General features: G+C 75.7%; 13 protein-coding genes. 11 read left to right on the plus strand and 2 right to left on the minus strand.

Going from position 1 to position 23707, the window contains the following annotated elements:
* Positions 1-75: 75 nt before the first annotated feature.
* Entirely contained in the window at positions 76-903 is an 828-nt protein-coding gene (locus tag J2S66_RS11750; protein ID WP_310306975.1) for a GNAT family N-acetyltransferase, read from the minus strand.
* A gap of 187 nt (positions 904-1090) precedes the next feature.
* On the opposite strand from J2S66_RS11750, the gene J2S66_RS11755 reads away from it, so the two are divergent.
* Genes J2S66_RS11755 through J2S66_RS11765 form a run of 3 tightly spaced genes read left to right on the plus strand, consistent with a single transcriptional unit; the run spans position 1091 to position 6641 of the window.
* Complete coding sequence (locus J2S66_RS11755) at positions 1091-4399, plus strand: non-ribosomal peptide synthetase (protein ID WP_310306976.1); 3309 nt, start codon at positions 1091-1093, stop codon at positions 4397-4399.
* Entirely contained in the window at positions 4396-5547 is a 1152-nt protein-coding gene (locus J2S66_RS11760) for an acyl-CoA dehydrogenase family protein (protein WP_310306977.1), read from the plus strand. The genes J2S66_RS11755 and J2S66_RS11760 overlap by 4 nt, the downstream gene beginning before the upstream one ends.
* Complete coding sequence (locus tag J2S66_RS11765; RefSeq protein WP_310306978.1) at positions 5544-6641, plus strand: acyl-CoA dehydrogenase family protein; 1098 nt, start codon at positions 5544-5546, stop codon at positions 6639-6641. The genes J2S66_RS11760 and J2S66_RS11765 overlap by 4 nt, the downstream gene beginning before the upstream one ends.
* A gap of 46 nt (positions 6642-6687) precedes the next feature.
* On the opposite strand, the gene J2S66_RS11770 is transcribed toward J2S66_RS11765, so the two are convergent.
* Positions 6688-7431 (minus strand): sulfotransferase-like domain-containing protein, encoded by a 744-nt coding sequence (locus J2S66_RS11770; protein WP_310306979.1) that lies wholly within the window; start codon positions 7429-7431, stop codon positions 6688-6690.
* Positions 7432-7579: 148 nt separating this feature from the next.
* Between J2S66_RS11770 and J2S66_RS11775 the strand changes: the two genes are divergently transcribed.
* The 8 genes from J2S66_RS11775 to J2S66_RS11810 all read left to right on the plus strand — a co-directional run bounded on the left by J2S66_RS11775 (position 7580) and on the right by J2S66_RS11810 (position 23670).
* Positions 7580-10975, plus strand: coding sequence for a non-ribosomal peptide synthetase (locus J2S66_RS11775; protein ID WP_310306980.1), 3396 nt, complete (start codon positions 7580-7582; stop codon positions 10973-10975).
* A 122-nt stretch (positions 10976-11097) separates the two neighbouring features.
* On the plus strand, positions 11098-15408 hold the full coding sequence (locus tag J2S66_RS11780; protein ID WP_310306981.1) for a non-ribosomal peptide synthetase: 4311 nt from the start codon (positions 11098-11100) through the stop codon (positions 15406-15408).
* Positions 15405-18566, plus strand: a complete 3162-nt coding sequence (locus J2S66_RS11785; protein WP_310306982.1) for a non-ribosomal peptide synthetase — start codon at positions 15405-15407, stop codon at positions 18564-18566. The genes J2S66_RS11780 and J2S66_RS11785 overlap by 4 nt, the downstream gene beginning before the upstream one ends.
* A complete protein-coding gene (locus J2S66_RS11790; protein ID WP_310306983.1) occupies positions 18563-19669 on the plus strand; it encodes a M20/M25/M40 family metallo-hydrolase in 1107 nt (368 codons plus the stop codon). Before J2S66_RS11785 ends, J2S66_RS11790 begins: the two co-directional genes overlap by 4 nt.
* The gene (lysX, locus tag J2S66_RS11795) at positions 19669-20529 is read left to right on the plus strand and encodes a lysine biosynthesis protein LysX (RefSeq protein WP_310306984.1); all 861 of its coding nucleotides are present in this window, start codon (positions 19669-19671) and stop codon (positions 20527-20529) included. The genes J2S66_RS11790 and lysX overlap by 1 nt, the downstream gene beginning before the upstream one ends.
* Positions 20526-21875, plus strand: coding sequence for a DegT/DnrJ/EryC1/StrS family aminotransferase (locus J2S66_RS11800; protein WP_310306985.1), 1350 nt, complete (start codon positions 20526-20528; stop codon positions 21873-21875). The genes lysX and J2S66_RS11800 overlap by 4 nt, the downstream gene beginning before the upstream one ends.
* A complete protein-coding gene (locus J2S66_RS11805) occupies positions 21872-22702 on the plus strand; it encodes a transketolase (RefSeq protein WP_310306986.1) in 831 nt (276 codons plus the stop codon). The genes J2S66_RS11800 and J2S66_RS11805 overlap by 4 nt, the downstream gene beginning before the upstream one ends.
* Positions 22699-23670 carry a transketolase family protein gene (locus J2S66_RS11810; RefSeq protein ID WP_310306987.1) on the plus strand — a complete coding sequence of 324 codons (972 nt, stop codon included), beginning with the start codon at positions 22699-22701 and terminating at the stop codon, positions 23668-23670. The genes J2S66_RS11805 and J2S66_RS11810 overlap by 4 nt, the downstream gene beginning before the upstream one ends.
* Positions 23671-23707: the final 37 nt, after the last annotated feature.

Consider the following 23707-nt stretch of genomic DNA (forward strand, 5'->3'; position numbering starts at 1 on the left):
CGCGGCGACGGTCGGTGCCGCGGTCCCCAGCAGCGTGTCGGTCGCCGGAGCGGCCGGACCAGTCGGGGAAGTCCCCTACCCGCGCGCCGGCGGGAAGCGCCACCAGGCCAGGGACGCCGGGTCGGCGCACCGCGGCAGGGCGTAGGCGGGGACGAGGTCGACCGGTGCCGGCAGGTGCTCGACCCGCGCGCGGTCCGGCGCGTCGCCGATGAGCGGCGCCCTGTCCACGCCGCGCAGCACCGCCCGCTCCGGCACGAGCCGGCCGTGGCGGGCCAGTTCGGCGGCCACGCCGTCCTCCCCGGCCCCCACGACGCGCACGGCGTGACCGCCGACCGACCACCACGACCGCACCACGCCCGGCGGGGACGTGGCGAGGTCGGTCGGGTCGGGGTGCTCCGGGGGCGGCGGCGGCTCGTCCAGGGCGCGTTCCATGGTCACCTCGGAGAGCGGCTTGTCCGGCGCCGCGAAGTGCCGGGTGGTGAGGTAGCCGGCCCTGGCGTAGAAGGCGGGGTTGCCGCGCTCCACGACCGCGTCGAGCGTCACCCGGGCCGCACCCGCCTCCGCTGCCGCGGCCTCGACCGCGCGCAGCAGCAGCCTGCCCAGGCCGAGGTGGCGGTGGTCGGGGGACACTGCCAGCCTGCGCACGCTCCACGCCCGTGCGCCGGGCAGCGCCCGCACCGAACCCGCCGGCCGGCCGGCGACCGTCGCCGTCCACAGCAGGTGCCCGGCGTCGAGGTCGGCGCGCACGTCGGCCTCGACCTCGCGGGCGCCGTCGGCGACGGGCAGGCCCGGCACCAGGTCCCCCGCGGCGTACGCGGCGCGGGTGAGGGCGGCGACGTCGCGCACGAGGTCGTCGGTGACCGACGGCGACCTGGTGATCGTGGGAGCTTCCGCCGTGCCCATGGCCCTCCTCGCCGACGCGGGGACCGGCACCGGCCGCGCAGCCCGCCGCGCGACCGAACTGTCGCAGCCGCGGCACCCCCCGACCCGTCGGGGAATCGCCTGACTCGTGAGCACCCCCGCGCGGTGGGGATGGTGGGGGCCGCCTCGCGGGCGAGGAACCACTCCGGCACCGAGGAGCCCACACACGATGTCCACGTCGAACCCGGCACCACGAGAGCCACGAGAACGCCGCGCCCCCGGCCTCGCCGAGGCGCGCAAGGCGGTGCTGGCGCTGCGCCAACGCCGGCCGGACGTCGGTGGCGCCGTCCCGGGCCGCATCGCGCCGGCCCCGCGTGACCGGCGGCTGCCGCTGTCCTACGCGCAGCAGCGCCTGTGGTTCCTCGACCGCTGGGCCGACGGCCGCCCCGTCTACAACGCCCCGCTCGTGCTGCGCCTGCGCGCCGCCCTGGACGTGGCCGCCCTGCGGCGCGCGCTGGACGACCTCGTCGCCCGGCACGAGGTGCTGCGCACCCGCTACCCCGCCGAGAACGGCGTGCCGCACCAGGTGGTCGAACCGCCGGCGCCGGTGCCGCTGCCGGTGCACGACCTGTCGGGGCGCGCGGACCCGGAGGCCGCGGCGCGCGACCTCGTGCACGAGCTGGTGCGGGCGCCGTTCGACCTGGCCGGAGGGCCGGTCCTGCGGCCCGCCCTGATCACGCTCGACGCCGCGGAGCACGTGCTGGTGCTGGCCATGCACCACATCGCCACGGACGGCTGGTCCACCGGCATCCTCGTGGCCGAACTCGTCGCGGGCTACCGGCGCGCCGCCGTCGGGAGCGCCCCGGCCGAGCCGCTGCCGGTGCAGTTCGCCGACTACGCCGCGTGGCAGCGCGGGTGGCTCGCGGGCGAGGACCCGCAGGAGCAGTCGCGCTACTGGCGCGAGCAGCTCCGCGACCTGCCGACCCTCGACCTGCCCACCGACCGGCCCCGGCCCGTGCGGCCCACCCTGGCGGGCGCGATCGAGGAGGCGCTGCTGCCGGAGTCGCTGGCGCGGCGGCTGACCGACGTCGCCCGGGACGAGCGGGTCACCGCGCTCGCGGTCGCCCTGGCGGCGTTCACGGCCGTGGTGTCGCGCTACAGCGGGCAGTCCGACGTCGTGGTGGGCTCGGTCTTCTCGGGGCGCACCCGGCCGGAGGTCGAGCCGCTGATCGGCTTCTTCGCCAACACGCTGGTGCTGCGCACGTCCACCGCGGGCAACCCCACCTTCCGGGAGCTGCTGGCCAGGACCAACCGCACGGTCGTCGACGCGCACCTCAACCAGGACCTGCCCTTCGGGCGGCTGGTCGACGAACTCGCCCCTGCCCGCGACCCCGGCCGCAACCCGCTGTTCCAGGTGTCGTTCACGCTCCAGCACACCGGTGCGGAGTCGGCCGCCCTGGGCGACCTGGAGGCCGAGGTCTACCCGGTCGAGGTGGGCACCGCGCGCTTCGACCTGGCCGTGCAGGTCACCCCGGTGCCCGGGCGCGGGCTGCGGCTGTGGGCGGAGTACTCCACCGAGCTGTTCGACGCGGCCCGCGTGCGGCGCCTGTTCGCCCACTACCGGCGTGCGCTGGAGGCGTTCCTGGCCGACCCGGACCTGCGGCTCGGGCAGCTCGACCTGCTCGGCGACGACGAGCACGCCCTCGTCGACGCCACGAACCGCACCGAGTGCGACCTCGGTGTCGGCGAGCGGTGCCTGCACCACCTGTTCGAGGCCGTGGCCGATCGGCTGCCGACGGCGGTGGCGAGCCGCTTCGAGGGCGCGTCGCTGACCTACCGCGAACTGGACGGGCTGGCCAACCGGGTCGCGCACCGCCTGGTCGACGCCGGGGTCGGCCCGGAGTCGGTGGTGGGCGTCCTGCTGGAACGGGGACCTGGCCTGCCCACGGCGTTCCTCGGCGTCCTCAAGGCCGGTGGCGCGTACCTGCCGCTCGACCCCGACCACCCGCCCGCGCGCCGCGCGCTCGTGCTCGCCGACGCGGGCGCGGCGACCGTGGTGACGACGCGGGCACTGGCGCGGGAGCTGCCCGACGGGGTGCGCGCGGTGTGCCTGGACGACCCGGAGGCGGACGACGCGCCCGCCACGCGGCCGGAGGTGGCGGTGTCGCCGGACAACCTGGCCTACGTGATCTTCACGTCCGGGTCGACCGGGCGCCCCAAGGGCGTGCAGGTCCAGCACCGGTCGATCGCCAACTTCACGCCCGCGGTGATCGCGCTGTTCGGGCTGGACGAGGGCGACCGGGTGCTCCAGTTCGCCAACCCCTCCTTCGACGTCAGCCTGTTCGACTTCTTCGGGGCGCTGTGCAGCGGCGCGACCCTCGTGCAGGCGCCCCGGTCGGAACTGCTGGACCCGGAGCGGCTGACCGCGCTCATGCGGTCCGAGCGGGTCACCGTCACCGACCTGCCGCCCGCCGTGCTGCGGTCGCTCTCCCCCGACGACCTGCCGGACCTGCGCGCGCTGTTCGTGGGGCTGGAGGCGTTCCCCGGTGAGCTGGTGAACGCCTGGAACACCCCCGGCAGGCAGTTCCACAACGGCTACGGCCCCACCGAGGCGACCGTGGCGTGCATCGACCACCTGTGCGCGCACGTCCACCACGACGCCATGCCGCCGATCGGGCTGCCGATGGCGAACTACCGGGCCCACGTGGTGGACCGGTTCGGCCAACCGGTGCCGGTGGGCGTGCCCGGCGAGCTGCTGGTCGGCGGTGTCGGGGTGGCGCGCGGCTACGCGGGGCGGCCGGGGCTGACCGCCGAGCGGTTCGTGCCGGACCCGTACGGCGGGCCGGGCGAGCGGCTGTACCGGACCGGTGACCTGGTCCGGCGCCGCGAGGACGGGGCGCTGGAGTTCGTCGGCCGGGTGGACGACCAGGTCAAGATCAGGGGGTTGCGGGTCGAACCGGCGGAGGTCGAGCACGCCGTGCTGGCGCTGGACGGCGTGCGGGACGCCGCCGTCGTGGTGGCGGGTTCGGGCACCGACGCCCGGCTGGTGGCCTACGTCGCGGGCGACTCGCCGGACCCCCACGCGCTGCGCGCCGCGCTCGGCGAGGCGTTGCCGACCTACCTGGTGCCGTCGGAGTTCGTGGTCCTGCCCGAGCTGCCCCGCGCCGCCAGCGGCAAGCTCGACCGCGCCGCGCTGCCGGCGCCGGGCGGGAGCGTCGCCGTCGCGGTCGCGGAACCGCCGACGACCGCCACCCAGATCGCCCTCGCGGACATCTGGCGGGAGGTGCTCGGCGTCGCGGAGCCGACCCTCCGGGACGGGTTCTTCGCGATCGGCGGAACCTCGTTGAAGATCACCAAGGTCGCCGCCCGCGTCGAGGAGGTCTTCGGGGTGCGCCTGGAGCTGCGGGAGCTGTTCCTGCACTCGACGCTGGCCGAACTGGCCGAACTGGTGGAGGAGCGCGAGCTGGCGGACGTCCCGGCGGACGACCTGGCGGAACTGCTCGACGCGGTCGACCGGGACGGCGGTCTCCCGCGATGAGCGCGGGGATCGTGACGAGCGAGGGGTTCCGCGCCGAGCTGCGGGCGTTCTTCGCCGAGGAGCGGGTGCGGCGGGCCGTCGAGGAGGTGCGGCGGCTGCCACCGGAGGCGGAGACCGGGCGGATCGGGGTGTACCGCCTGCTCGGCGAACGCGGGATGCTCGCGCCGCACTGGCCGGTGGAGTTCGGCGGGCTCGGCCTCGGCCCGGCCGAGGCGGCGGCGCTGACCGAGGAGATGCTGCTGGCCGGCGTCCCCGACGACCTGCACACGCTCGGCATCGGCATCGTCGGCACGTTCCTGCTGCACAGCGGGTCCCCGGCGCAGCGGCGCGAGCACCTGCCCGCGCTGGCGAGCGGTGAGCGGGCGGCCACCGTGCTGTTCACCGAGGACGGCGCCGGGTCGGACCTGGCCGCGCTGCGCAGCACGGCCGTCCCCGAGGACGGTGGCTGGCGGCTGCGGGGCAACAAGGTCTACAACCAGAAGTCGCAGTTCGCCGACCTCTCGCTGATGGCGGTCCGCACCCGCGACAGCGGGGTCGGCATGGACGGGATCACGCTGTTCCTGGTCCCGCTGAACTCCGCCGGCGTGTACGTCGAGGTGGTGCCGTCCATCGGGAACGACCGGTTCACCCGGGTGGTCGTCGACGACCTGCTGCTGCCGCCGGAGGCGATCGTCGGCCCGCTGCACGAGGGCTGGTCGCTGCTCGGCGAGCTGCTGCTGCTCGAACGCACCGGCATCGACTTCCACGCCAAGGCGCGCGTCCTGCTCGACACCGTCGTCCGGCGGGCCGCGGCGACCGGCGCGCTCGACGACCCCGTGCACGCCCACCGGCTCGCCGAGCTGGACGCGCGGCTGTGCGCGGCGCGGGCGCTGGCCTGGCGGCAGGTGGACGCCCTCGCCGAGGGCGCCCCGGACCCGGTCGGCTCGGCGATGGCGAAGTGGTGCGCGTCCGAGCAGGTCCGGCCGGTGCTGCGGGCCGCGGCCGAGGTCGACGGGCTGGACTCGGCGCTGTCGGCGTGGGACGGCGGCGCGCCCGAGGACGGCGTGCTGGAGGCCGCGTACCGCACCGGCCCCACCCACCGGCTCGCCTCGGGCACCTCCGAGGTGATGCTCTACCTGATCGCGGCGAGCGGACTGGGACTCCTGTGACGACGACACCGATCGACCCGCCCGACCTGGCCGACCGGCCGGACGCGCCCGACCTGGTTGACCTGGCCGGGCTGTTCGACGACGAGACGATCCCGCTGCTGCGGCGGCTGGGCGAACGACCGCGCGGCGCGGGCGCGGGTGGTCGACCGGACCCCGTGGACGAGGAGACCAGGGCGCAGGTGTGGGCGGCCCTGACCGGTCTCGGCGCACTGGCCGGCGCGCGGACCCCGGCCGCCCCGGCGACCCTGGCCGCGCACCTGGCCGTCGCCGACCTCCTGGGCCGGGCGCTGCACCAGAGCCCCTACCTGGACACGATCGCCGCGGCCGACCTGCTGGCCGGGCGCGGCGGGCCGGTGGAGGCCATCGCCGAGGAGGGGCGCACCGTGGCGCTCGCGCTGCGCGAGCGCGGCACGGACCGGCCGGGCGATCCGCCGCCGTTCCGGGTGGACGGCGCGACGATCACCGCCACCAGGGACTTCGTCGCGTTCGCTGCGGACGTCGACCACCTCCTCGTCGTCGGCGCGGGGCGCGCGGCGCTGGTCGCGGTGGACCAGCCGGGCGTGCGGGTGCGCAGGCGCGACGACGTGGCCCGGGGCGACCTGTACCTGGTCGAGCTGGCCGGCGCCGCGATCGACGGCGACGTGCTCGACGTCGCGGACGCCTTCCCGGCCGTGCTGGCGCGGGCCCGGCTCAGGCACGCGGCCTACCTGGTGGGGTCGGCGCGGGCGGCGGTGCGGCTGGCGTGCGACCGCCTGCGCGGGCGGAACGCGTTCGGCGAGCCGCTGGCCAGGTCCACGGCGCTCGCGCACCGGCTGGCGGCGCTGGCCGCGGACGCGGAGGCCGCGCGGGCGCTGGTCGACACGGCGGTCACATCGGGTGTGGACGCGCGGCTGGGCGCGCAGGCGGCGCTGTTGGCGGGCGACGTGGCCCGGCGTGCCGCCGAGGAGGTCGTGCACCTGCACGGCGCGCTGGGGATGACCGAGCGGTGCGACGCGCAGCTGTTCTACCGGCGGGCGGCGGTCGACGCGCAGTGGTACGGCACCGCGACCGCCCTGCGCGCCGAGCTCGCCGCGACGCTCGCGGCGCGGTGCTGAGGGAGCGGTGCTGAGGGAGCGGTGCTGAGGGAGCGGTGCTGAGGGCTCAGCGGCCCGCCTGCTCCTCCTCCGGCACCAGCCGCACCGCGTGCAGCTCCCGGTAGAACGGCTCGTGGTGCGCGGCGAACGACGCCAGCAGCGGGTTGTTGTCCACCGTGTCCCGGTACCGGGTGGTCCGGTCGACGAACCCGGTGCTGTCACTCACCGCCGAGTGCCAGCGCTCCGACATGCTCCACTCCGGACGCGCCCCGGACGACCAGCTCGTCGCCGCCGCGTCGAACGGGAGGCCGACGCGCGCGCAGTACGCGCGCAGCACCGCTTCGGGCGCGCGGACCAGGTCTGCGGCGTCCAGCACCACCGGCGCGCGGCCCCCGGCATCGAGGACCGCCCGGTACAGCTCGTGCAGCCCCTCCAGCCCGACGTGGGCGCGCTCCATGTCCGGCTTGAGCGCGTAGAACGACGCCGCGACCTCCGCGGGCCTGCGGATCAGGAAGGTGTGCTGCGCCTCGCGCAGCAGGTCCCGGTCCTCGAAGACCGCGTCGTAGCGCTGGTCCGTCGTGTCCTTGAGGAACACCGTGCCGGTGGCCGAGACGGCCCGGATCTCCGCGATCAGGTCGCGGTGCGTGGTGACCTCCCGGTCGAGCACGGTGGTCCGGCCGTAGTCGACGACGTTGCAGAACGGCTCGTGCAGCGCCACGAGGCCGCCGAGCTGGATCATCGACCGGAAGAACGCGGTCGACCTGGACCGCGGGGCGGCCCACAGCGCGATCACCCTGGACGGCTCGTTCATGCGCGACTCCCCTGGTGGCCCGGTTCGACGCCACGGTCGCGCAGCCCGGCGGCCCCGGCACGTCGGGCATGCTCCCGACTTGTCGGTGCGCGCGGACCGCGACGAGGCTCGCGGAGGACCTGCTCGTCTGCTGGTAGGAGCGATCACCATGGCCGGGGACGCGACCGACGCCCGTACCGAATCCACTGTGGACAGCAGGCTGCGCGCCCTGTCCCCGGAGCGGCGCGCGCTGCTCGCCCAGTCGCTCGCGGCGCGCCAGGTGCGCGAGCCCGGCGGCATACCTCGCGCCGACCGCAGCGGTGGCAGGCTGCCGTGCTCGCCCGCGCAGGAGCGGCTGTGGTTCCTGGACCGGGCCGACCCCGGTTCGGCGGCCTACGTCATGCCCGCCGCGGTCCGCTTCACCGGCGACCTCGACGTGCCGGTGCTCGGCCGCTGCCTGGACGAGATCGTGCGGCGGCACGAGGTGCTGCGGACCAACCTCGTCGAGCGCGACGGCGTCCCCTACCAGGTGGTCCGCCCGCCGGCGCCCGTGCCGCTGCCGGTGCGCGACATCAGGGACGTGCCCGACGTCGCCCGCGCGGTCGACGAGGCGTACCTGCGCGAGGCCGGCACGCCGTTCGACCTGGCCACCGACCCGATGATGCGGTCGAGCCTGCTGCGCACCGGCGACCGGGAGCACGTGCTGCTGGTCAGCGTGCACCACGTGGCCTGCGACGGCTGGTCGATCGGGGTGATCCGCACCGAGCTGGTGGCCCTGTACGAGGCGTTCCGGCGCGGCGAACCGTCCCCGCTGCCGCCGCTGCCCATCCAGTACGGCGACTTCGCGGTGTGGCACCGGCGGCGGCTCGACGACGGCGAGCTGGACGCCCAGCGCGAGCACTGGCGCGCCCACCTGGCCGGCGCGACCGCGCTGGTCCTGCCCGCCGACCGGTCCCGGTCCTCGGTGCGGACCTCACGCGGTGACGCGGTGCCGTTCCGGCTGTCCGCGGACGCCCTCGCCGCGGTCGACCGGATGGCCGTCGAGGAGGACGCCACCCGCTTCATGGTGCTGCTGGCGGCGTTCGGCGTGGTGCTGTGGCGGTGGAGCGGGCAGCGGGAGCTGGTCGTCGGCTCGCCGGTCGCCGGCCGCGCCACCCCGCAGACCGAGCCCCTGGTGGGGTTCTTCGTCAACACGCTGCCGCTGCGCCTGGACCCCGGTGACGACCCGGCGTTCCGCGAGCTGGTCCGCCGGGCGCGCCGGGAGTGCACGACCGCCTACGCCAACCAGGACGTGCCGTTCGAGCGGATGGTCGGCGACGTCGGCGCGGCCCGCTCCACCGGCGCGGTCCCGCTGGTGCAGGTGATGCTGGCGCTGCGCAACGTCCCGCCGTCCCGGCTGGAGCTGGGCGGCCTGGTGGTCGAGGCGCTGCCCGAGCGGACGGTGACGCCGAAGTTCGACGTGGCCCTGGACCTGGTGCCGAACGCGGACGGCGGGCTGGACGGGCGCCTGGAGTTCACCACCGACCTGTTCGCCCGCGACACGGCCGAGCGGATGGCCGAGGCGTTCGCGCGGGTGCTCGACCGCGGCGCGGCCCGGCCCGACGACGCGGTGTCGCTGCTGCCGCTGGTCGGCGAGCGGGAGAACGCGCGGCTGATCGCGGAGCTGAGCGGTGAGGGCTCCGACGAGCCCTTTTGCGGCCCGCTCACCCTGTACGGGCTGTTCGAGCGCTCGGTGGACCGGACACCCGACGCCGTCGCCGTCGTGTTCGGGGACCGCACCCTGACCTACCGGGAGCTGGACGAGCGCGCCAACCGGCTCGCGCACCTGCTGCGCGCCGAGGGCGTGGGCGCGGAGCAGCTCGTCGGCATCTCCCTGCCGCGCAGCGAGCTGATGGTCGTCGCGACGCTCGGCATCCTCAAGGCGGGCGCGGGCTACGTGCCGCTGGACCCCAACTACCCTCGGTCGCGGGTGGCGTACATGGCCCGGGACGCCGGGGTGGCCGTGGTGCTCACGCACTCGTCGGTCACCACGTCCGACGGGTTCGACGAGGCCATCCGGTTCGTGGCCCTCGACGCGGCGGACGAGCGGCTGGCGGAGTTCCCGGCCACGCGCCCCGGGGTCGACGTGCACCCGGCGGGCCTGGCCTACGTCATCTACACCTCGGGCTCCACCGGCCTGCCGAAGGGCTCGGCCAACGAGCACGCCCGGGTCGTGAACACCATGTACGGCGTCAACGGCGTGTACGGCATGACACCGGCCGACCGGATGCTGGCGATCTCCTCGCTGAACTACGACATGTCGGTCTACGAGGTGTTCGGCACGCTCGCCGCGGGAGCCGCGATCGTCGTGCCCGACGACATCGAGACCACCGACCCCGAGCAGCTCCTGGCCCTCCTGGTCGAGCAGCAGGTCACCGCGTGGAGCTCGGCCCCCGCGCTGCTCGACGCCCTGGTCGCGCACACCTACCAGCGCGGCGGGATGCCCGGTGTGCGGCTGCGGGTGGTCGGCCTGGGCGGCGACCGGATGCCGCCCGCGCTGCCCGGCCGGCTGGCCGAGATGGTGCCCGGCGTGCGCCTGCTGAACCTGGCGGGCATGACCGAGGCGTCCTACTGCAGCCTCGCCTACCGCGTCACGCACCGCTCCTACCCCGCCGGCGTGCCCTGGGGCAGGCCGTACGCCAACCACCGCGTCTACGTGCTCGACCGGCACGGGCGGCCCGCCCCGGTGGGCCTGCCGGGCGAGCTGTTCATCGGTGGCCACGGGCCGGGTCGCGGCTACTGGAAGCGGCCCCGGCTGACCGCGGAGCGGTTCCTGCCCGACCCGTTCAGCCCCGAGCCCGGCGGCCGGGTGTACGCGACCGGCGACCACGCCAGGTTCCTGGCGGACGGCGACGTGGAGTTCCTCGGCCGGCTCGACCAGCAGATCAAGATCCGCGGGTTCCGGATCGAGCCCGGCGAGATCGAGGCGGAGCTGGCCACCCACCCCGCGGTGAACGAGCCGGTCGTGGTGGCGTTCGACGACCACCTCGGCGAGCGCAGGCTCGCCGCGTACGTGACGCCGCGCGGCGACCGGGCGCCGACGGTCGCGGAGCTGCGCGCCTACCTCACCGCGCTGCTGCCCGACCACATGGTGCCGTCGGTGTTCGTCGTGCTCGACCGGCTGCCCCTGCTGCCGAGCGGGAAGCTGGACCGCGCCGCGCTGCCCGCGCCCGCGCTGGGCCGGCCCGAGCAGGAGTACCACGCGCCGGCCGACCCGCTGGAGGTGCTGCTCGCCCGCACGTGGGCGGACGTGCTCGGCGTCGAGCAGGTCGGCGCGTCCGACCGGTTCTTCGACCTCGGCGGGCACTCGCTGATGGCGACCCGCGCGGTGTCCCGCATCCGCGACGTGCTCCAGGTGAACCTGGAGATCCCCGGCTTCCTCGGCGCGGGCACCGTGCGGGCGCTGGCGGCGCACCTGCGCGAGGTGGGCGGCGAGTCCGGGGTGGACGTCGACGCGGTGGCCGAACTCGTGGCGCAGGTGGCGGCGATGTCGCCGGAGGAGGTCAGCGCCCACCTGGACGGGTGACGCGGGCGTCGGGGGCGCGTCGGGAAAGTCACCGACTGTCCCGGAACCCGCCGGACGACGACCTTGGGACGGGGTCCGGCCGCGCGGCCGGACCGCCGGATGCCGATGGAGGTGTCGGATTCGTGGGATCGGGACCGCTCACGGCGGACCAGTTGCGACTGGTGCGGCGACTCGCCGAGCAGAAGGGCGTCGGACGGGCCCTCGGCGGCATCGTGCGGCACGACGACCCGGCCGGCCGGTGGCCGCTGTCGCCGGCGCAGGAACGGCTGCACTACTTCGAGCAGGTCGACCCGGGCAGCTCCCTCTACGTCGTGGCCGGGATGATGCGGATGCGCGGCGCGGTCGACGAGGACGTGCTGCGCCGGTCGCTGCGGCACCTGGTGGAGCGGCACGAGTCGCTGCGGACCGGGTTCGACGTCGGCCCGGACGGCGAGGCGGCCCAGGTCGTGACGCCGGCGGCGCAGGTGGCCGTCGAGCTGCCCGTGCGCGCCACCACGGCCGCCGCGCTCGACGACGAGGTGCGGGCGCTGTGCCGGACGCCGTTCGACCTGGCCGGCCCGTCCCTGATCCGGCCCACGCTGCTGCGGCTCGCCGAGGACGAGTCGGTGCTCGTGCTGTGCGTGCACCACGCGGTCGTGGACGGCTGGTCACTGGGCATCCTGGCCCGCGAGGTGAGCGAGACCTACCGGGCGCTGAGCGCCGGTGAGCGACCCCGGCTGCCGGACCTGCCGGTGAACTACCGCGACTTCGCGGTGTGGCAGCGCGGCCAGGAGGGCACGCGGCTCACCGCCCAGCTCGACTACTGGCGGCGCACCCTCGCCGGGGCCACCGCCACCGACATCCCCGGCGACGTCCCCGGCGACGCGCCGCGCACCTTCGCCGGCGACTGGGTGCCGCTGGAGCTGTCGCCGGAGCTGGTGGCGCGCCTCCAGCGGGTCGCCGACACCGGGAAGGCCACGCTGTTCATGGTGCTGGCGGCGGCCTGGTCGGTGGTGTCCTCGCGCTGGTCCACCCGCTCGGACGTGCTGTTCGGCGCGGCGGTCGCCGGGCGGACGCGGCCGGAGCTCGACCACGTGGTCGGCTTCTTCGTCAACACGCTCGCGCTGCGGGTGCGGGTGGACCCGCGCGACCGGTTCGACGCGCTGCTGGACAGGACGCGCACGACCTGCCTGGACGCCTACGCCAACCAGGAGGTCCCCTTCGAGCGGGTGGTGCGCGAGCTGCGCCCCGGCCGCACCGAGTCCGGGCACTCGCCCCTCGTGCGGCACCTGCTCGTCCTGCACAACACGCCACCCGGCACCACCCGGCTGCCCGAGGTGGAGATCGAGGTGGAGGCCGTGCACACCGGCACGGCCAAGTTCGACCTGGAGATCGAGCTGACGCCCACCCCGGAGGGCGGCCTGTCCGGGTTCTGCGAGTACTCGGTGGACCTGCACTCGGCGGACAGCGCCGCACGGGTCGTGGACAGCTTCCGCACCGTCCTGGAGGGCGTCGCGGCCGACCCCGCGGACCGGGTGTGGTCGCTGCCGCTGCTGTCCACCGACCACCTGGCCCGCGTGCGCGCCGCCGAGGACGGGCCGGTCGCGGCGCCGCCGCCCGACGTCGTGCGGTGGTGGGAGGACGTGGTCGACGCGCGCCCCGACGCCCCGGCGGTGGTGTGCGACGCGACCGGGGAGCGGCTCGACCGCGCCGCGTTCGACGAGCGGGTGAACCGGCTCGCGCACTGGCTGCGGGCGCGCGGCGTGCGGCCGGAGGACCCGGTCGGCGTGTGCCTGGAGCGGGGCGTCGACCTCCTGGTGGCGTTCTGGGCGGTGCTCAAGGCCGGTGGGGCGTACCTGCCGCTGGACCCCGGCTACCCGGCGGCCAGGCTGGCCGGGATCGTCGAGGACGCCGCGCCGGGCGTGGTGCTGACGAGCGCCGACCTGGCCGGGCTGGTCGCCTCGCCCACCGTCGTCGTCCTGGACGACCCGGCCGCGCGCGACGAGGTCGCGGCGATGCCCGGGGACCGCCCGGAACCGGTGGCGGGGGCGGCCAACGCCGCGTACGTCGTGTTCACCTCGGGGTCGACGGGCCGGCCCAAGGGCGCGGTCAACACCCGCGCGGCGCTGGCGTCGCGGGTGGCCTGGGCGCAGGGCGCCCTCGGCCTGGGCGACGCGGACGTCGTGCTCCAGAAGACGCCCGTCGGCTTCGACGTGTCCGTGTGGGAGCTGGTGTGGCCGCTCGTCGCCGGCGCGCGGCTCGTGGCCGCGGCGCCCGGTGCGCACGGGGACCCCGACTACCTGCACGGCGCGTTCGCCCGGCACGGGGTGACGCTCGCGCACTTCGTGCCGTCGATGCTGCGGGCGCACCTGGACTCGGGCCACGGTGGCGCGGACCTGGCGCTGCGGCACGTGCTGTGCAGCGGCGAGGAGCTGGGCACGCCGCTGGCCGCCGACTTCGCCGCCGCGTTCCCCCGCACCGCGCTGCACAACCTCTACGGCCCGGCCGAGGCGGCGATCGACGTGACCCACCACCGGGTCGACGGCGCGCCGGGGCGCGTGCCGATCGGCCCGCCCCAGCCCGGTGTCCGGCTGCTCGTCCTGGACGGGCACGGGCAGCGCGTGCCGCTGAACGTGCCGGGGCAGCTGCACATCGGGGGCGTCCAGACGGGGCGCAACTACGTCGGCCGCCCCCGGCTGACCGCGGCGGCGTTCGTCCCCGACGACGACGGCGCCCGCCTCTACGCCACCGGCGACCTGGTCCACCGGTCCGCCGACGGCGCCCTCACCTACCACGGGCGGCTGGACCACCAGACCAAGGTCCGCGGCCAGCGCGTCGAGCCCGCGGAGGTCGAGCACGCCCTGCGCGCCCACCCCCTCGTCACCGACGCCGCCGTCGTGGTCCGGCCCGACGCGTCCGGCGCGCCCCAGCTCGTCGGCTACGTCCTCGCCGCCGACCCCGGCGACGGCGCGACGGACGAGCAGGTGTCGCGGTGGAGCGCGGTGTTCGACGACATGTACGCCGCCTCGGCGCGCCCAGCCGACACCGACGCACCCGGCGCCGACGCGCCCGACCCGGGGTTCGACACCTCCGGCTGGATCAGCAGCTACACCGGTGAGCCGATCCCGGCGGCGGAGATGCGCGAGTGGCTCGACGGGATCGTGGGCCGCGTGCTCGCCGTCCCGCACGAGCGGGTGCTGGAGCCGGGCTGCGGCACGGGCATGCCGCTGTTCGCCCTCGCCCCGCACTGCCTGTCCTACCAGGCCGCGGACATCTCGGCGGTGTCCGTCGCCCTCCTGCGGCAACGGCTCCCCCACCTCGGTGAGCACGCCGACCGGGTGACGCTGGACCAGCGGGCGGCGGACGACTTCACCGGCGTCCCCGACGGCAGCGTGGACGTCGTCCTGCTCAACTCGGTCGTCCAGTACTTCCCCGATGCCGACTACCTGCTGACCGTGCTGCGGCGGGCGGTGCGCGCCGTGCGGCCGGGCGGCTGCGTGGTCGTGGGCGACGTGCGCAGCAAGGCGCTGCTGGAAACCCTGCACACGTCGGTGCAGCTGGTCAGGCTGCCCGGGGACACGCCCGTGGAACAGCTGCGCGAGGTGGTGCGCGGGCACGTCGACCGCGAGGAGGAACTGGTCGTCGACCCCGACCTGTTCGAGCGGTTCGCCGAGACCGAACCGGGGGTCACCGACGTCGCCGTGCTGGGCAAGGACGGCCGCTCCGCCAACGAGATGGTGAAGTTCCGCTACGACGTGGTGCTCGCGGTCGGCCCCCGCGCCGAGCCGCTGCCGACCGGTCCCGCCTTCCCCGACCCGGCGCTGATCGCCGCGGACGTGGAAGCCGTGCGGCTGCTGCGCGAGGACGGCGGACCGCGGACCGTGGCCGGGTTGCGGGCCGCGGCCGAGCGGACCGGACCGGCGGCGCTCCCGGTCCCGGAGGTCGGGGACGCCCCCGTGAACGACCCGCTGCGCACCGCGCGCACGGTGGCGCTGCTGGCGGACTGCCGCGCGTTCCTCCGGAACCGGCTGCCGGACGCGTTCGTGCCCGCCCACCTCGTCCGCGTCGACCGCTGGCCGGTCACCGCGAACGGCAAGCTGGACCGGGCCGGGCTGCCCGCGCCCGAGGGCCACGCGCCGCGCACCACCCCCTACGTCGCACCGCGCGACCCGGCCGAGAGCGCCATCGCGGAGATCTTCGCGGAGTTGCTGGGCGTCGAGCGCGTGGGCGTCCACGACGACTTCTTCCACCTGGGCGGGCACTCGCTGCTGGCCACCAGGGTGGTCTACCGGATCAAGGCGGTCCTGCGGGTGAACCTGACGCTCGGGCACTTCCTCGGCCGCCGCACGGTCGCCGACCTCGCCGAACTCGTGCGGTCCCAGCCGACGGCGGCACGACCGCGGATCGGCCGGCTGGACCGCGAGCGGTTCCGCGCCACCGGCGGTGTGCGATGAGCGCGCCGGGCACGTTCGTCTTCCCCGCCTCGTTCGGGCAGGAACGGCTGTGGATGCTCCACGAGATGGGCGCGGGCAGCGCCTACCACGTGGTCGGCGGGCTGCGGCTGACCGGGCGGCTGGACGTGGACGCCCTGCGGGCCGCGTTCCAGGTGCTGGTGGACCGGCACGAGGCGCTGCGGACCGGCGTGCGGGTCGGGCAGGGCGGCGCGGTCGTGCAGGTGGCGACCGACGCGCTCCCGGTGCCCTTCACCACCGCGGAACACGCGGCGTCCGAGCTGGACGACGTGGTGCGCGCGATCGTGGCGGAGCCGTTCGACCTGGCCGAGCCGCCGCTGCTGCGCGCCGTGCTGATGCGGGTCGTGGACGCCCCGGAACCCCGGTGGCTGCTGGTGCTGTGCGTGCACCACGTCGTCGTGGACGGCTGGTCGCTCGGCATCCTGCTGACCGAGCTGAGCGCCGCCTACTCGGCCCTGGTGGTGGGCGCGGAGCCGGCGCTGCCCGAACCGGAGGTGCAGTACGCCGACTTCGCGGTGTGGCAGCGCGAGCACCTGTCCGGTGACGACGTGGCCGGGCAGCGCGAGTTCTGGCGCGGCGCGCTCGCCGGCGTGCAGGCGCTGGACCTGCCGACGGACCGGCCGCGCGGCGCCGACCGAGGTCACGGCGGTGACGTGGTGCGCGCCGTGCTGCCCGCCGCCCTGCTGCGACGGCTCGCCGCGACCGCCCAGGCCGAGGGCGTCACCGACTTCATGGTGTTCGTGACCGCCTGGACCCTCGTGCTGTCGCGCTGGAGCGGGCAGGACGACGTGGTGATCGGCACCCCGGTCACCGGCCGGCCCAGCGACGAACTGGACGGCGTGGTCGGCTTCTTCGTCAACACGCTGCCGCTGCGCGTCCGCCTCGACCCCCTCGCCGACGTGCGGGACCTGCTGCGCCGCTGCCGGTCGGTGTGCCTGGACGCGCTGGCGAACCAGGACCTGCCGTTCGAGTGGCTCAAGCAGGAGGCGGGCGCGGCGACCGGGCCGGCCGCCCGGCTGCCGCAGGCGATGCTGGCGTACCAGAACACGCCGCCGGGCGACCTGCGGCTGCCCGGCGTCGACGTCGAACCGGTCCAGATCGCCACCGGCAGCACGCAGTTCGACGTGGGCCTGTACCTCGCGCCCGCCGGTGACGGGCTGGGCGCCGAACTGGTGTTCGCGACCGACCTGTTCGACACCTCGTCGGCGCGGCGGCTGCTCGACGCGTTCACCCTGGTGCTGGACGGGCTGCCCGGTCACCTCGCCAGTCCGCTGTGGACGGTGCCGGTGACGTCGCCCGAGGAGGTCGCGCGGGTGGACGCGCTGGGCGGGTCGCCCGAACCGCCCGAGCCGCCGCCGTCGATCACCGGGTGGTTCGAGGAGACCGCGCGCCGGACGCCCGACGCCGTCGCCGTCGTGGCGGACGGCACCGGCGAGGAGCTGACGTACGCGGAGCTGGCCGACCGCTCCGACCGGGTCGCGGCGTGGCTGCGGGCGCACGGCGTCGGCCCCGAGGTGCCGGTCGGCGTGTGCCTGGAGCGCGGGGTGGACCTGGCGGTCGCGGTGCTCGGCCTGCTCAAGGCCGGCGGCGCCTACCTGCCGCTCGACCCGGACTGGCCCGACGCCAGGCTGCGCGCGGTCGTCGCCGAGGCGAGGCCGGGGGTCGTGCTCGTCTCGACGGGCACCCGCGGGCGCGCGGTGGGCGACGACACCGCGGACGTGGCGACGGCCGCGGCGCACGACGCGGCGGGCTGGGTGCGGCCGGACGTGCCGGGCGCCTGCGCGGCGTTCGTCGTGTTCACCTCGGGCTCCACGGGCATGCCGAAGGGCGCGGTCAACACGCTGGACGGGCTGGCCAACCGGCTGCGGGCGATGGCGGGCGCGATCCCGCTCGGCCCGGCCGACGTGGTGGTGCAGAAGACCCCGATCGGCTTCGACGTCGCCGTGCCCGAGCTGCTGGGGCCGCTGGTGGCCGGCGCGCGGCTGGTCTTCGCCGTCCCCGGCGGCCACCGGGACCCGGACTACCTGGTGGACCTGTTCGCCCGCCGCGGCGTGACGCGGACGCACTTCGTGCCGTCGATGCTGCGGGCGTTCCTGGGCTCCGGGGTCACCGGCGCCCGGGTTCCCGCGCTGCGCCACGTGCAGTGCAGCGGCGAGGAGCTGAGCGCCGCGCTGGCCGCCGACTTCACGGCCGCCTTCCCCGACACGGCCCTGCACAACGCCTACGGCCCGGCGGAGACCGCGGTGGAGGTGACGCACCACCGCGTCGACGGCGTGGCGGGCCGGCTGCCGATCGGCGGGCCGCTGCCCGGCGTGCGGTTGCTGGTGCTCGACCGCCACGGCCGCCCCGCCCCCCTGGGCGTGCCCGGCGAACTGCACATCGCGGGCGTCCACACCGGGCGCGGCTACCTCGGCCGACCCCGGCTGACCGCGGCGGCGTTCGTCCCGCACGAGGGCGGCGCCCGCCTGTACCGCAGCGGCGACCTGGCCCGGTGGAACGACGACGGCACGCTCACCTTCCTCGGCCGGCGGGACCACCAGGTCAAGATCCGCGGCCAGCGCGTCGAGCCCGAGGAGGTCGAGCACGTCCTGCGCGGCCACCCGGCCGTCACCGACGCGACCGTCGTCGTGCGGTCCGACCCGACCGGCTCGGCCCAGCTCGTCGCCTACGTCGTCCCGGCGGGTCCGGACGCGCCCGGCGTGGACGAGGTGCGCCGGTTCGCCGGCGAGCGGCTGCCGGCCGTGATGGTGCCCAGCCGGGTCGTGCCGCTGGAGCGGCTCCCGGTGAACGCCAACGGCAAGGTCGACCGGGCGGCGCTGCCGCCACCCCCCGCCGAGGCGTCCGGCGCGTCGGCGGTCGCGCCGCGCACGCCGGTGGAGACCCTGCTGGCCAAGCTGTGGTCCGAGGTGCTCGGCACTGCCGAGGTCGGCGTCACCGATGACTTCTACGAGCTGGGCGGCGACTCGCTGCGCGCGGTGAACCTGCTCCAGCGCACCCGCGCGCTCGGCTTCGAGTTCCCGCTGGCCACCCTGCTCGGCCGGCACACGATCGAGGAGCTGGCAGAGCTGGCCGACCGGCCCGCCGACGAGGTCGACGCCGGCACGACCACCCCCGGCGTGCCGGCGGAGGCACGACGGTGACGCGCGTCCGGCCGCCCGCGCCCGCGTCGGCCACCTCCGACGCCGCCGCCGTGGACCTGCTGCACCGGCTGGTGGCCATCCCGTCCGTGTCCGGCTCGGAGGACGCGGCGTGCGCGTTCCTCGCCGACCGGCTCGCCGACCTGGGCTTCGCCGCGCACCGCGACGAGGTGGGCAACGTCGTCGGCGTCCTCGGTGACGACGGCGACCCGACGATCCTGCTGCTCGGCCACATCGACACCGTGCCGGGCGGCCCGCCGGTGCGGCTGGAGCACGACCGCCTGCACGGCCGCGGCTCGGTGGACGCCAAGGGACCGCTGGCCGCGATGGTGATGGCGGCGGCGCGCGTCGGCCGCCGCGCCGGGGTGCGGATCGTGGTCGTCGGCGCGGTCGACGAGGAACGCGACTCGGTCGGCGCGCACCACGTGGCCGCGACCCAGCGCGCCGACGCCGTCGTGATCGGCGAACCGAGCGGGTCGGGCACCGTCGTCGTCGGCTACAAGGGCGTCCTGCGCTTCGCCTGGGTGGTGCGGCGACCGCAGGCGCACACCAGCAGCCCGGACCCGACGGCCTGCGAGGCGGCCGCCGCGTCCTGGCGGGCGCTGCTCGACCTGACCGGCGCGGGGCACGGCGGCGGCCCGCTGTTCGGCCGCGTCTCCCCCACCCTGGTGCGGATGTCGGGCACGCTCGTCGAGGCCGAACTGGTGGTCTCCTGCCGCACGCCGCCCGCGTTCGACACCGACGCCTTCCTCGCCGACGTGGCCCTGCTGTGCCCCGGCGCGGAGATCACCGTGCTGGAGCGGACCCCGGCGGTGCGCACCTCGCGCGCCGACCCGGTCGCCCGCACCCTGGCCGCGGCGGTCCGCGCGCGCACCGGCGACGTCGAGTTCAAGCTGAAGCTCGGCACGTCCGACATGAACGTGATCGCACCCGCCTGGGGCGTGCCGATCGCCACCTACGGGCCCGGCGACCCGCACCAGGACCACACGCCGCACGAGCACGTGGAGCTGTCCGAGTACCTGCTTGCCGTGGCGATCCTCGCCGACGCCGTCGACCGGCTCGCCACGAACCTTTCCGAGCTGTCGACCGGTCAACGGGGTGACTGATGGACCTGCCTGTCGCCGTCCTGGCGTCGAGAATCCGCCTGGAGGAGAAGCTGCTCCTCGCCGAGCTGCGCAGACGAGGCACGCAGGTGGAGGTGATCGACACCCGGCGTGCGCTGTTCGAGCTGGACGAGCGGCGACCGCCGTACGCCGGGGTGATCACCCGCGAGATCTCGCACACCCGCAACGCCTACGCCACCCGCATCCTGGAGCACGCCGGCCTGACCGTGGTCAACGGCGCCGACGTCATCGCGCTGTGCGGGGACAAGCTCCTCACCACCCTCGCGCTGCGCGCCGCCGGGCTGCCCGTGCCCCGGGCCGCGGTCAGCCTGTCGCCGGAGCACGCGCTGGACCACCTGGAGTCGTTCGGCTTCCCGTCGGTGGTCAAGCCGGTCAACGGGTCGTGGGGGCACCTGTCCGCACGACCGACGGACCGCAACTCCGCCGAGATCCTGCTGGAGCACCGGGCGGCCCTGCCCAGCCCCCAGCACCAGGTGGTGTACGTGCAGGAGTACGTCGACAAACCCGGTCGCGACCTCAAGTGCTACGTGATGGGCGGCGAGGTGGTCGGCGTGATCTACAAGATCTCCGACGAGTGGCGCACCAACACCGCCCGGGGCGGTCGGGTGGAGCGCTGCGAACCGGACGAGGAGCTGACGAAGCTGCTGCGCGCCACCGCCGACGCGATCGGCGACGGCGTGCTGGGCATCGACGTCCTGGAGGACCGCGATGGCCGCTACCTGGTCAACGAGGTCAACCACACCCCCGAGTTCCACGGTGCGCTGGAGGTCCTGTCGGTGGACCTCGTCGGCGCGTACGTCGACTTCGCGCTGGACCGCCTCGGCCTGGGCGGGTCGGCGTGACGGGCGCGCTGGCGATGTTCGGCGGCGGCCGGGTCATCGAGCGCGGGAGCGTGCCCGCCGAGCAGGTCCGGTGGCCGGTCGTCACCGAGGCGGAGCACGAGGCCGCCCGGCGGGTCTTCGACAGCGGCGTGTTCACCTCCAACACCACCGGCGGCGGCGAGGTGGCCTCCCTGGAGCGGGAGTGGGCCGAGTTCGTCGGCGCCCCGCACTGCGCGGCGGTGTCCAACGGCACCGCGGCGATCGAGCTGGCGCTGGCCGCCGCCGGCGTCGAGCCGGGCGCGGAGATCCTGGTCCCGGCGCTGACCTTCATCGCCAGCGCGGTCGCGGCGGTGCAGCGGATGCTGGTGCCGGTGTTCGTCGACGTCGACCCGGTGACGTACACGATGTCCCCGACTGAGGCCGAGCGGCTGGTCACGCCGCGCACCCGCGCGATCCTCGCCGTCCACCTGCACGGCCTGCCCGCCGACATGACCGCGCTGCGGGCGCTCGCCGACCGGCACGGGCTGCTGCTGGTCGAGGACGCGGCCCAGTCGCACGGCGCGACCTACCGGGGCCGGCGGACCGGGACGCTCGGCGACGTCGCCACGTTCAGCCTCAACGTCGTCAAGAACCTGCCCACCTGCGGCGAGGGCGGACTGATCACCACGGCGGACGCGGAGCTGCACCGCAAGGTGGTGCTGCACCGCCAGTTCGGCGAGGACCTGACGCGCCGCGAGCGCGACTACGTCTCGCGGGTGCTGGCCGGCAACGCGAAGCTCAGCGCGGTGCAGGCGGCGTTCGCCCGGTCCCAGCTCGCCCGGTTGGCCGAGTACGACGAGGCGCGGCAGCGCAACGTGGGCGCCCTGCTCGCGCGGCTGGCCGACCTGCCCGGCCTGGTGCCGCCGGTCGTGCCGGAGGACCGCACGCACGCGTGGCACATCCTGCGCTTCCGGTTCGACCCGGTGGCGATGGGCTGCGCGGACGTCGACCCCGGCGCCCTGCGCACCGTGCTGCAACGGGCGCTGCGGGCCGAGGGCGTACCGGTGCAGCAGTACCAGCAGGTGCCGCTGCCCTGGCAGGAGGCCTTCCGCACCGGGGCCGGGTTCGGCGGCTACCCGTGGGCCCTGCGCGGGGAGGCGCCCGCCGAACCCCGCGTCGAGGACTTCCCGGTCAGCACGGCGGTGGTCGAGGACTCCCTGACCCTCCAGCGCTGGCACCTCAACCCCGACAGCGGGCCGGTGCTGCTGCGCTGCGCCGAGGCGTTCCACAAGGTGTGGGACAACCTCGACACGCTCGTCCCGATCGCCCGCGCCGTCGAGCACCGGCCCCCGTGGACCCGGTACGCGAACACGAGGACGGAAGCATGAGCGCACCCACCGAACTCCTCTCCGCACGCGCGCTGCGCATCCGCGAGCGCATCCTGACCATGGGCGCGACCGGCGTCGGCACCCACGTCGGCGGCAGCCTGTCGTGCGTGGAGGTCCTCGCGGTCCTCTACGACTCGGTCCTCGACGTCCGCCCGGACGACCCGGACTTCCCCGACCGCGACCGGTTCGTGCTGAGCAAGGGGCACGCCAGCGCGGCGCTGTACGCGACGCTGGTCGAGTTCGGCCTGCTGCCGGAGTCCGAGTGCGACACCTACGCGGTGAGCGGCGGCCGGCTCGCCGGGCACCCGCTGCGCAGGCTGCCGGGCGTCGAGTTCCCCACCGGGTCGCTCGGGCACGGGCTGTCGCTCGGCGCGGGCGTGGCGCTGGCCGCCAAGCGCACCGGCCGCCCCTCCCGCGCGTTCGTGCTGCTCGGCGACGGTGAACTCCAGGAAGGCTCGGTGTGGGAGGCGGCGCAGTTCGCCCCCACCGTCGGCCTGGACAACCTGGTCGCCGTGGTCGACCGCAACGGCTGGCAGATCACCGGCCGCACCACCGACCTGGGCCTGGAACCGCTGGCCGACCGCTGGCGCAGCTTCGGCTGGGCGGTGGCGGAGGTCGACGGCCACGACACCGCGGCGCTGCGCGAGGCGTTCGCCGCGGTGCCCACCCGACCGGGCAGGCCGACGGTGGTGCTCGCCACGACGGTGAAGGGCAAGGGCGTGCCCCTGTTCGAGGACAAGAAGAAGAGCCACCACGTCACCCTGACGCCGCCGCTGCTGGCGCGGGCGCTGGGCGGCCTGCGCGCGCGGGCGAGGAGGGAGTCGTGACCGCCGCCCCCGAGGTCCCGGCCGACTGGGCCGAGGCGTACCGGCCGTCCACCCGCGAGGTCTACCGGCGCACGCTGGAGGAGCTGGCCGAGGCCGATCCCCGCGTGTTCTGCGTGGACTCCGACATGGGCGGCCTGGAGACCGGCTTCGGCGCGCGCTTCCCGGACCGCTACGCCAACGTCGGCATCGCCGAGGCCAACCTCGTGGGCGTCAGCGCGGGCCTGGCGTCGATGGGCCTGCGGCCCTACGCCAACACGATCAGCACCTTCGCCGCCTGCCGCGCGTGCGAGCAGCTCAAGGTCGACGTCGCCGGCAACGACCTGCCGGTGCGGGTGGTGGTGACGCACGCGGGGTTCTCCGCCGGTCACTACGGGCCGACGCACCACGCCCTGGAGGACGTCGCCATCATGCGCACCCTGCCGAACATGACGGTCGTGGTGCCCGCGGACTCGGTGGAGACGGAGGCGGCGGTGCGCGCCACCGCGGACCTGCCCGGCCCGCTGTTCCTGCGGCTGGGGCGTGCCGCCACACCGCTGGTGCACCACGCGCCGTGCGACTTCGTCCTGGGTCGGGCCGCGCGGCTGCGCGAGGGCGACGACCTGACGATCGTGGCCACCGGGCCGTACCCGGTGCTGATGGCGCTGGAGGCGCACGACCTGCTGGCCTCGGCCGGCATCGGGGCGCGGGTGCTCAACGTGCACACCGTCAAGCCGATCGACCGGGAGGCGCTCGTCGCGGCGGCCGAGGAGACCGGCGCGGTGATCACCGTGGAGGACCACGTGCTGGCGGGCGGGCTGGGCGGCGCGGTGTGCGAGGTGCTGGCGGAGACCTCGCCCTGCCCGGTGCGCCGGATCGGCGTGCCGGACGCGTTCTGCGACCTGGTCGGGGACGAGCTGGAGCTGCTGGCCGCGGCCGGGGTGGGCACCGGCGCGATCGTCGCCGCCGCGACCGCGCTGCGCGCCCGGTGAGGGGCGCCGGGTTGTCGGGAACATGCCCGACTACTTC

This window comes from Saccharothrix longispora (assembly GCF_031455225.1).
Taxonomy (GTDB): Bacteria; Actinomycetota; Actinomycetes; order Mycobacteriales; family Pseudonocardiaceae; genus Actinosynnema; species Actinosynnema longispora.

Excerpts from the sequence above, each read along its gene's own strand:
- J2S66_RS11750 (WP_310306975.1), bottom strand. The coding sequence starts at position 903 with ATGGGCACGGCGGAAGCTCCCACGATCACCAGGTCGCCGTCGGTCACC.
- J2S66_RS11755 (WP_310306976.1), top strand. The coding sequence starts at position 1,091 with ATGTCCACGTCGAACCCGGCACCACGAGAGCCACGAGAACGCCGCGCC.
- J2S66_RS11760 (WP_310306977.1), top strand. The coding sequence starts at position 4,396 with ATGAGCGCGGGGATCGTGACGAGCGAGGGGTTCCGCGCCGAGCTGCGG.
- J2S66_RS11770 (WP_310306979.1), bottom strand. The coding sequence starts at position 7,431 with ATGAACGAGCCGTCCAGGGTGATCGCGCTGTGGGCCGCCCCGCGGTCC.
- J2S66_RS11775 (WP_310306980.1), top strand. The coding sequence starts at position 7,580 with ATGGCCGGGGACGCGACCGACGCCCGTACCGAATCCACTGTGGACAGC.
- J2S66_RS11785 (WP_310306982.1), top strand. The coding sequence starts at position 15,405 with ATGAGCGCGCCGGGCACGTTCGTCTTCCCCGCCTCGTTCGGGCAGGAA.
- lysX (WP_310306984.1), top strand. The coding sequence starts at position 19,669 with ATGGACCTGCCTGTCGCCGTCCTGGCGTCGAGAATCCGCCTGGAGGAG.
- J2S66_RS11805 (WP_310306986.1), top strand. The coding sequence starts at position 21,872 with ATGAGCGCACCCACCGAACTCCTCTCCGCACGCGCGCTGCGCATCCGC.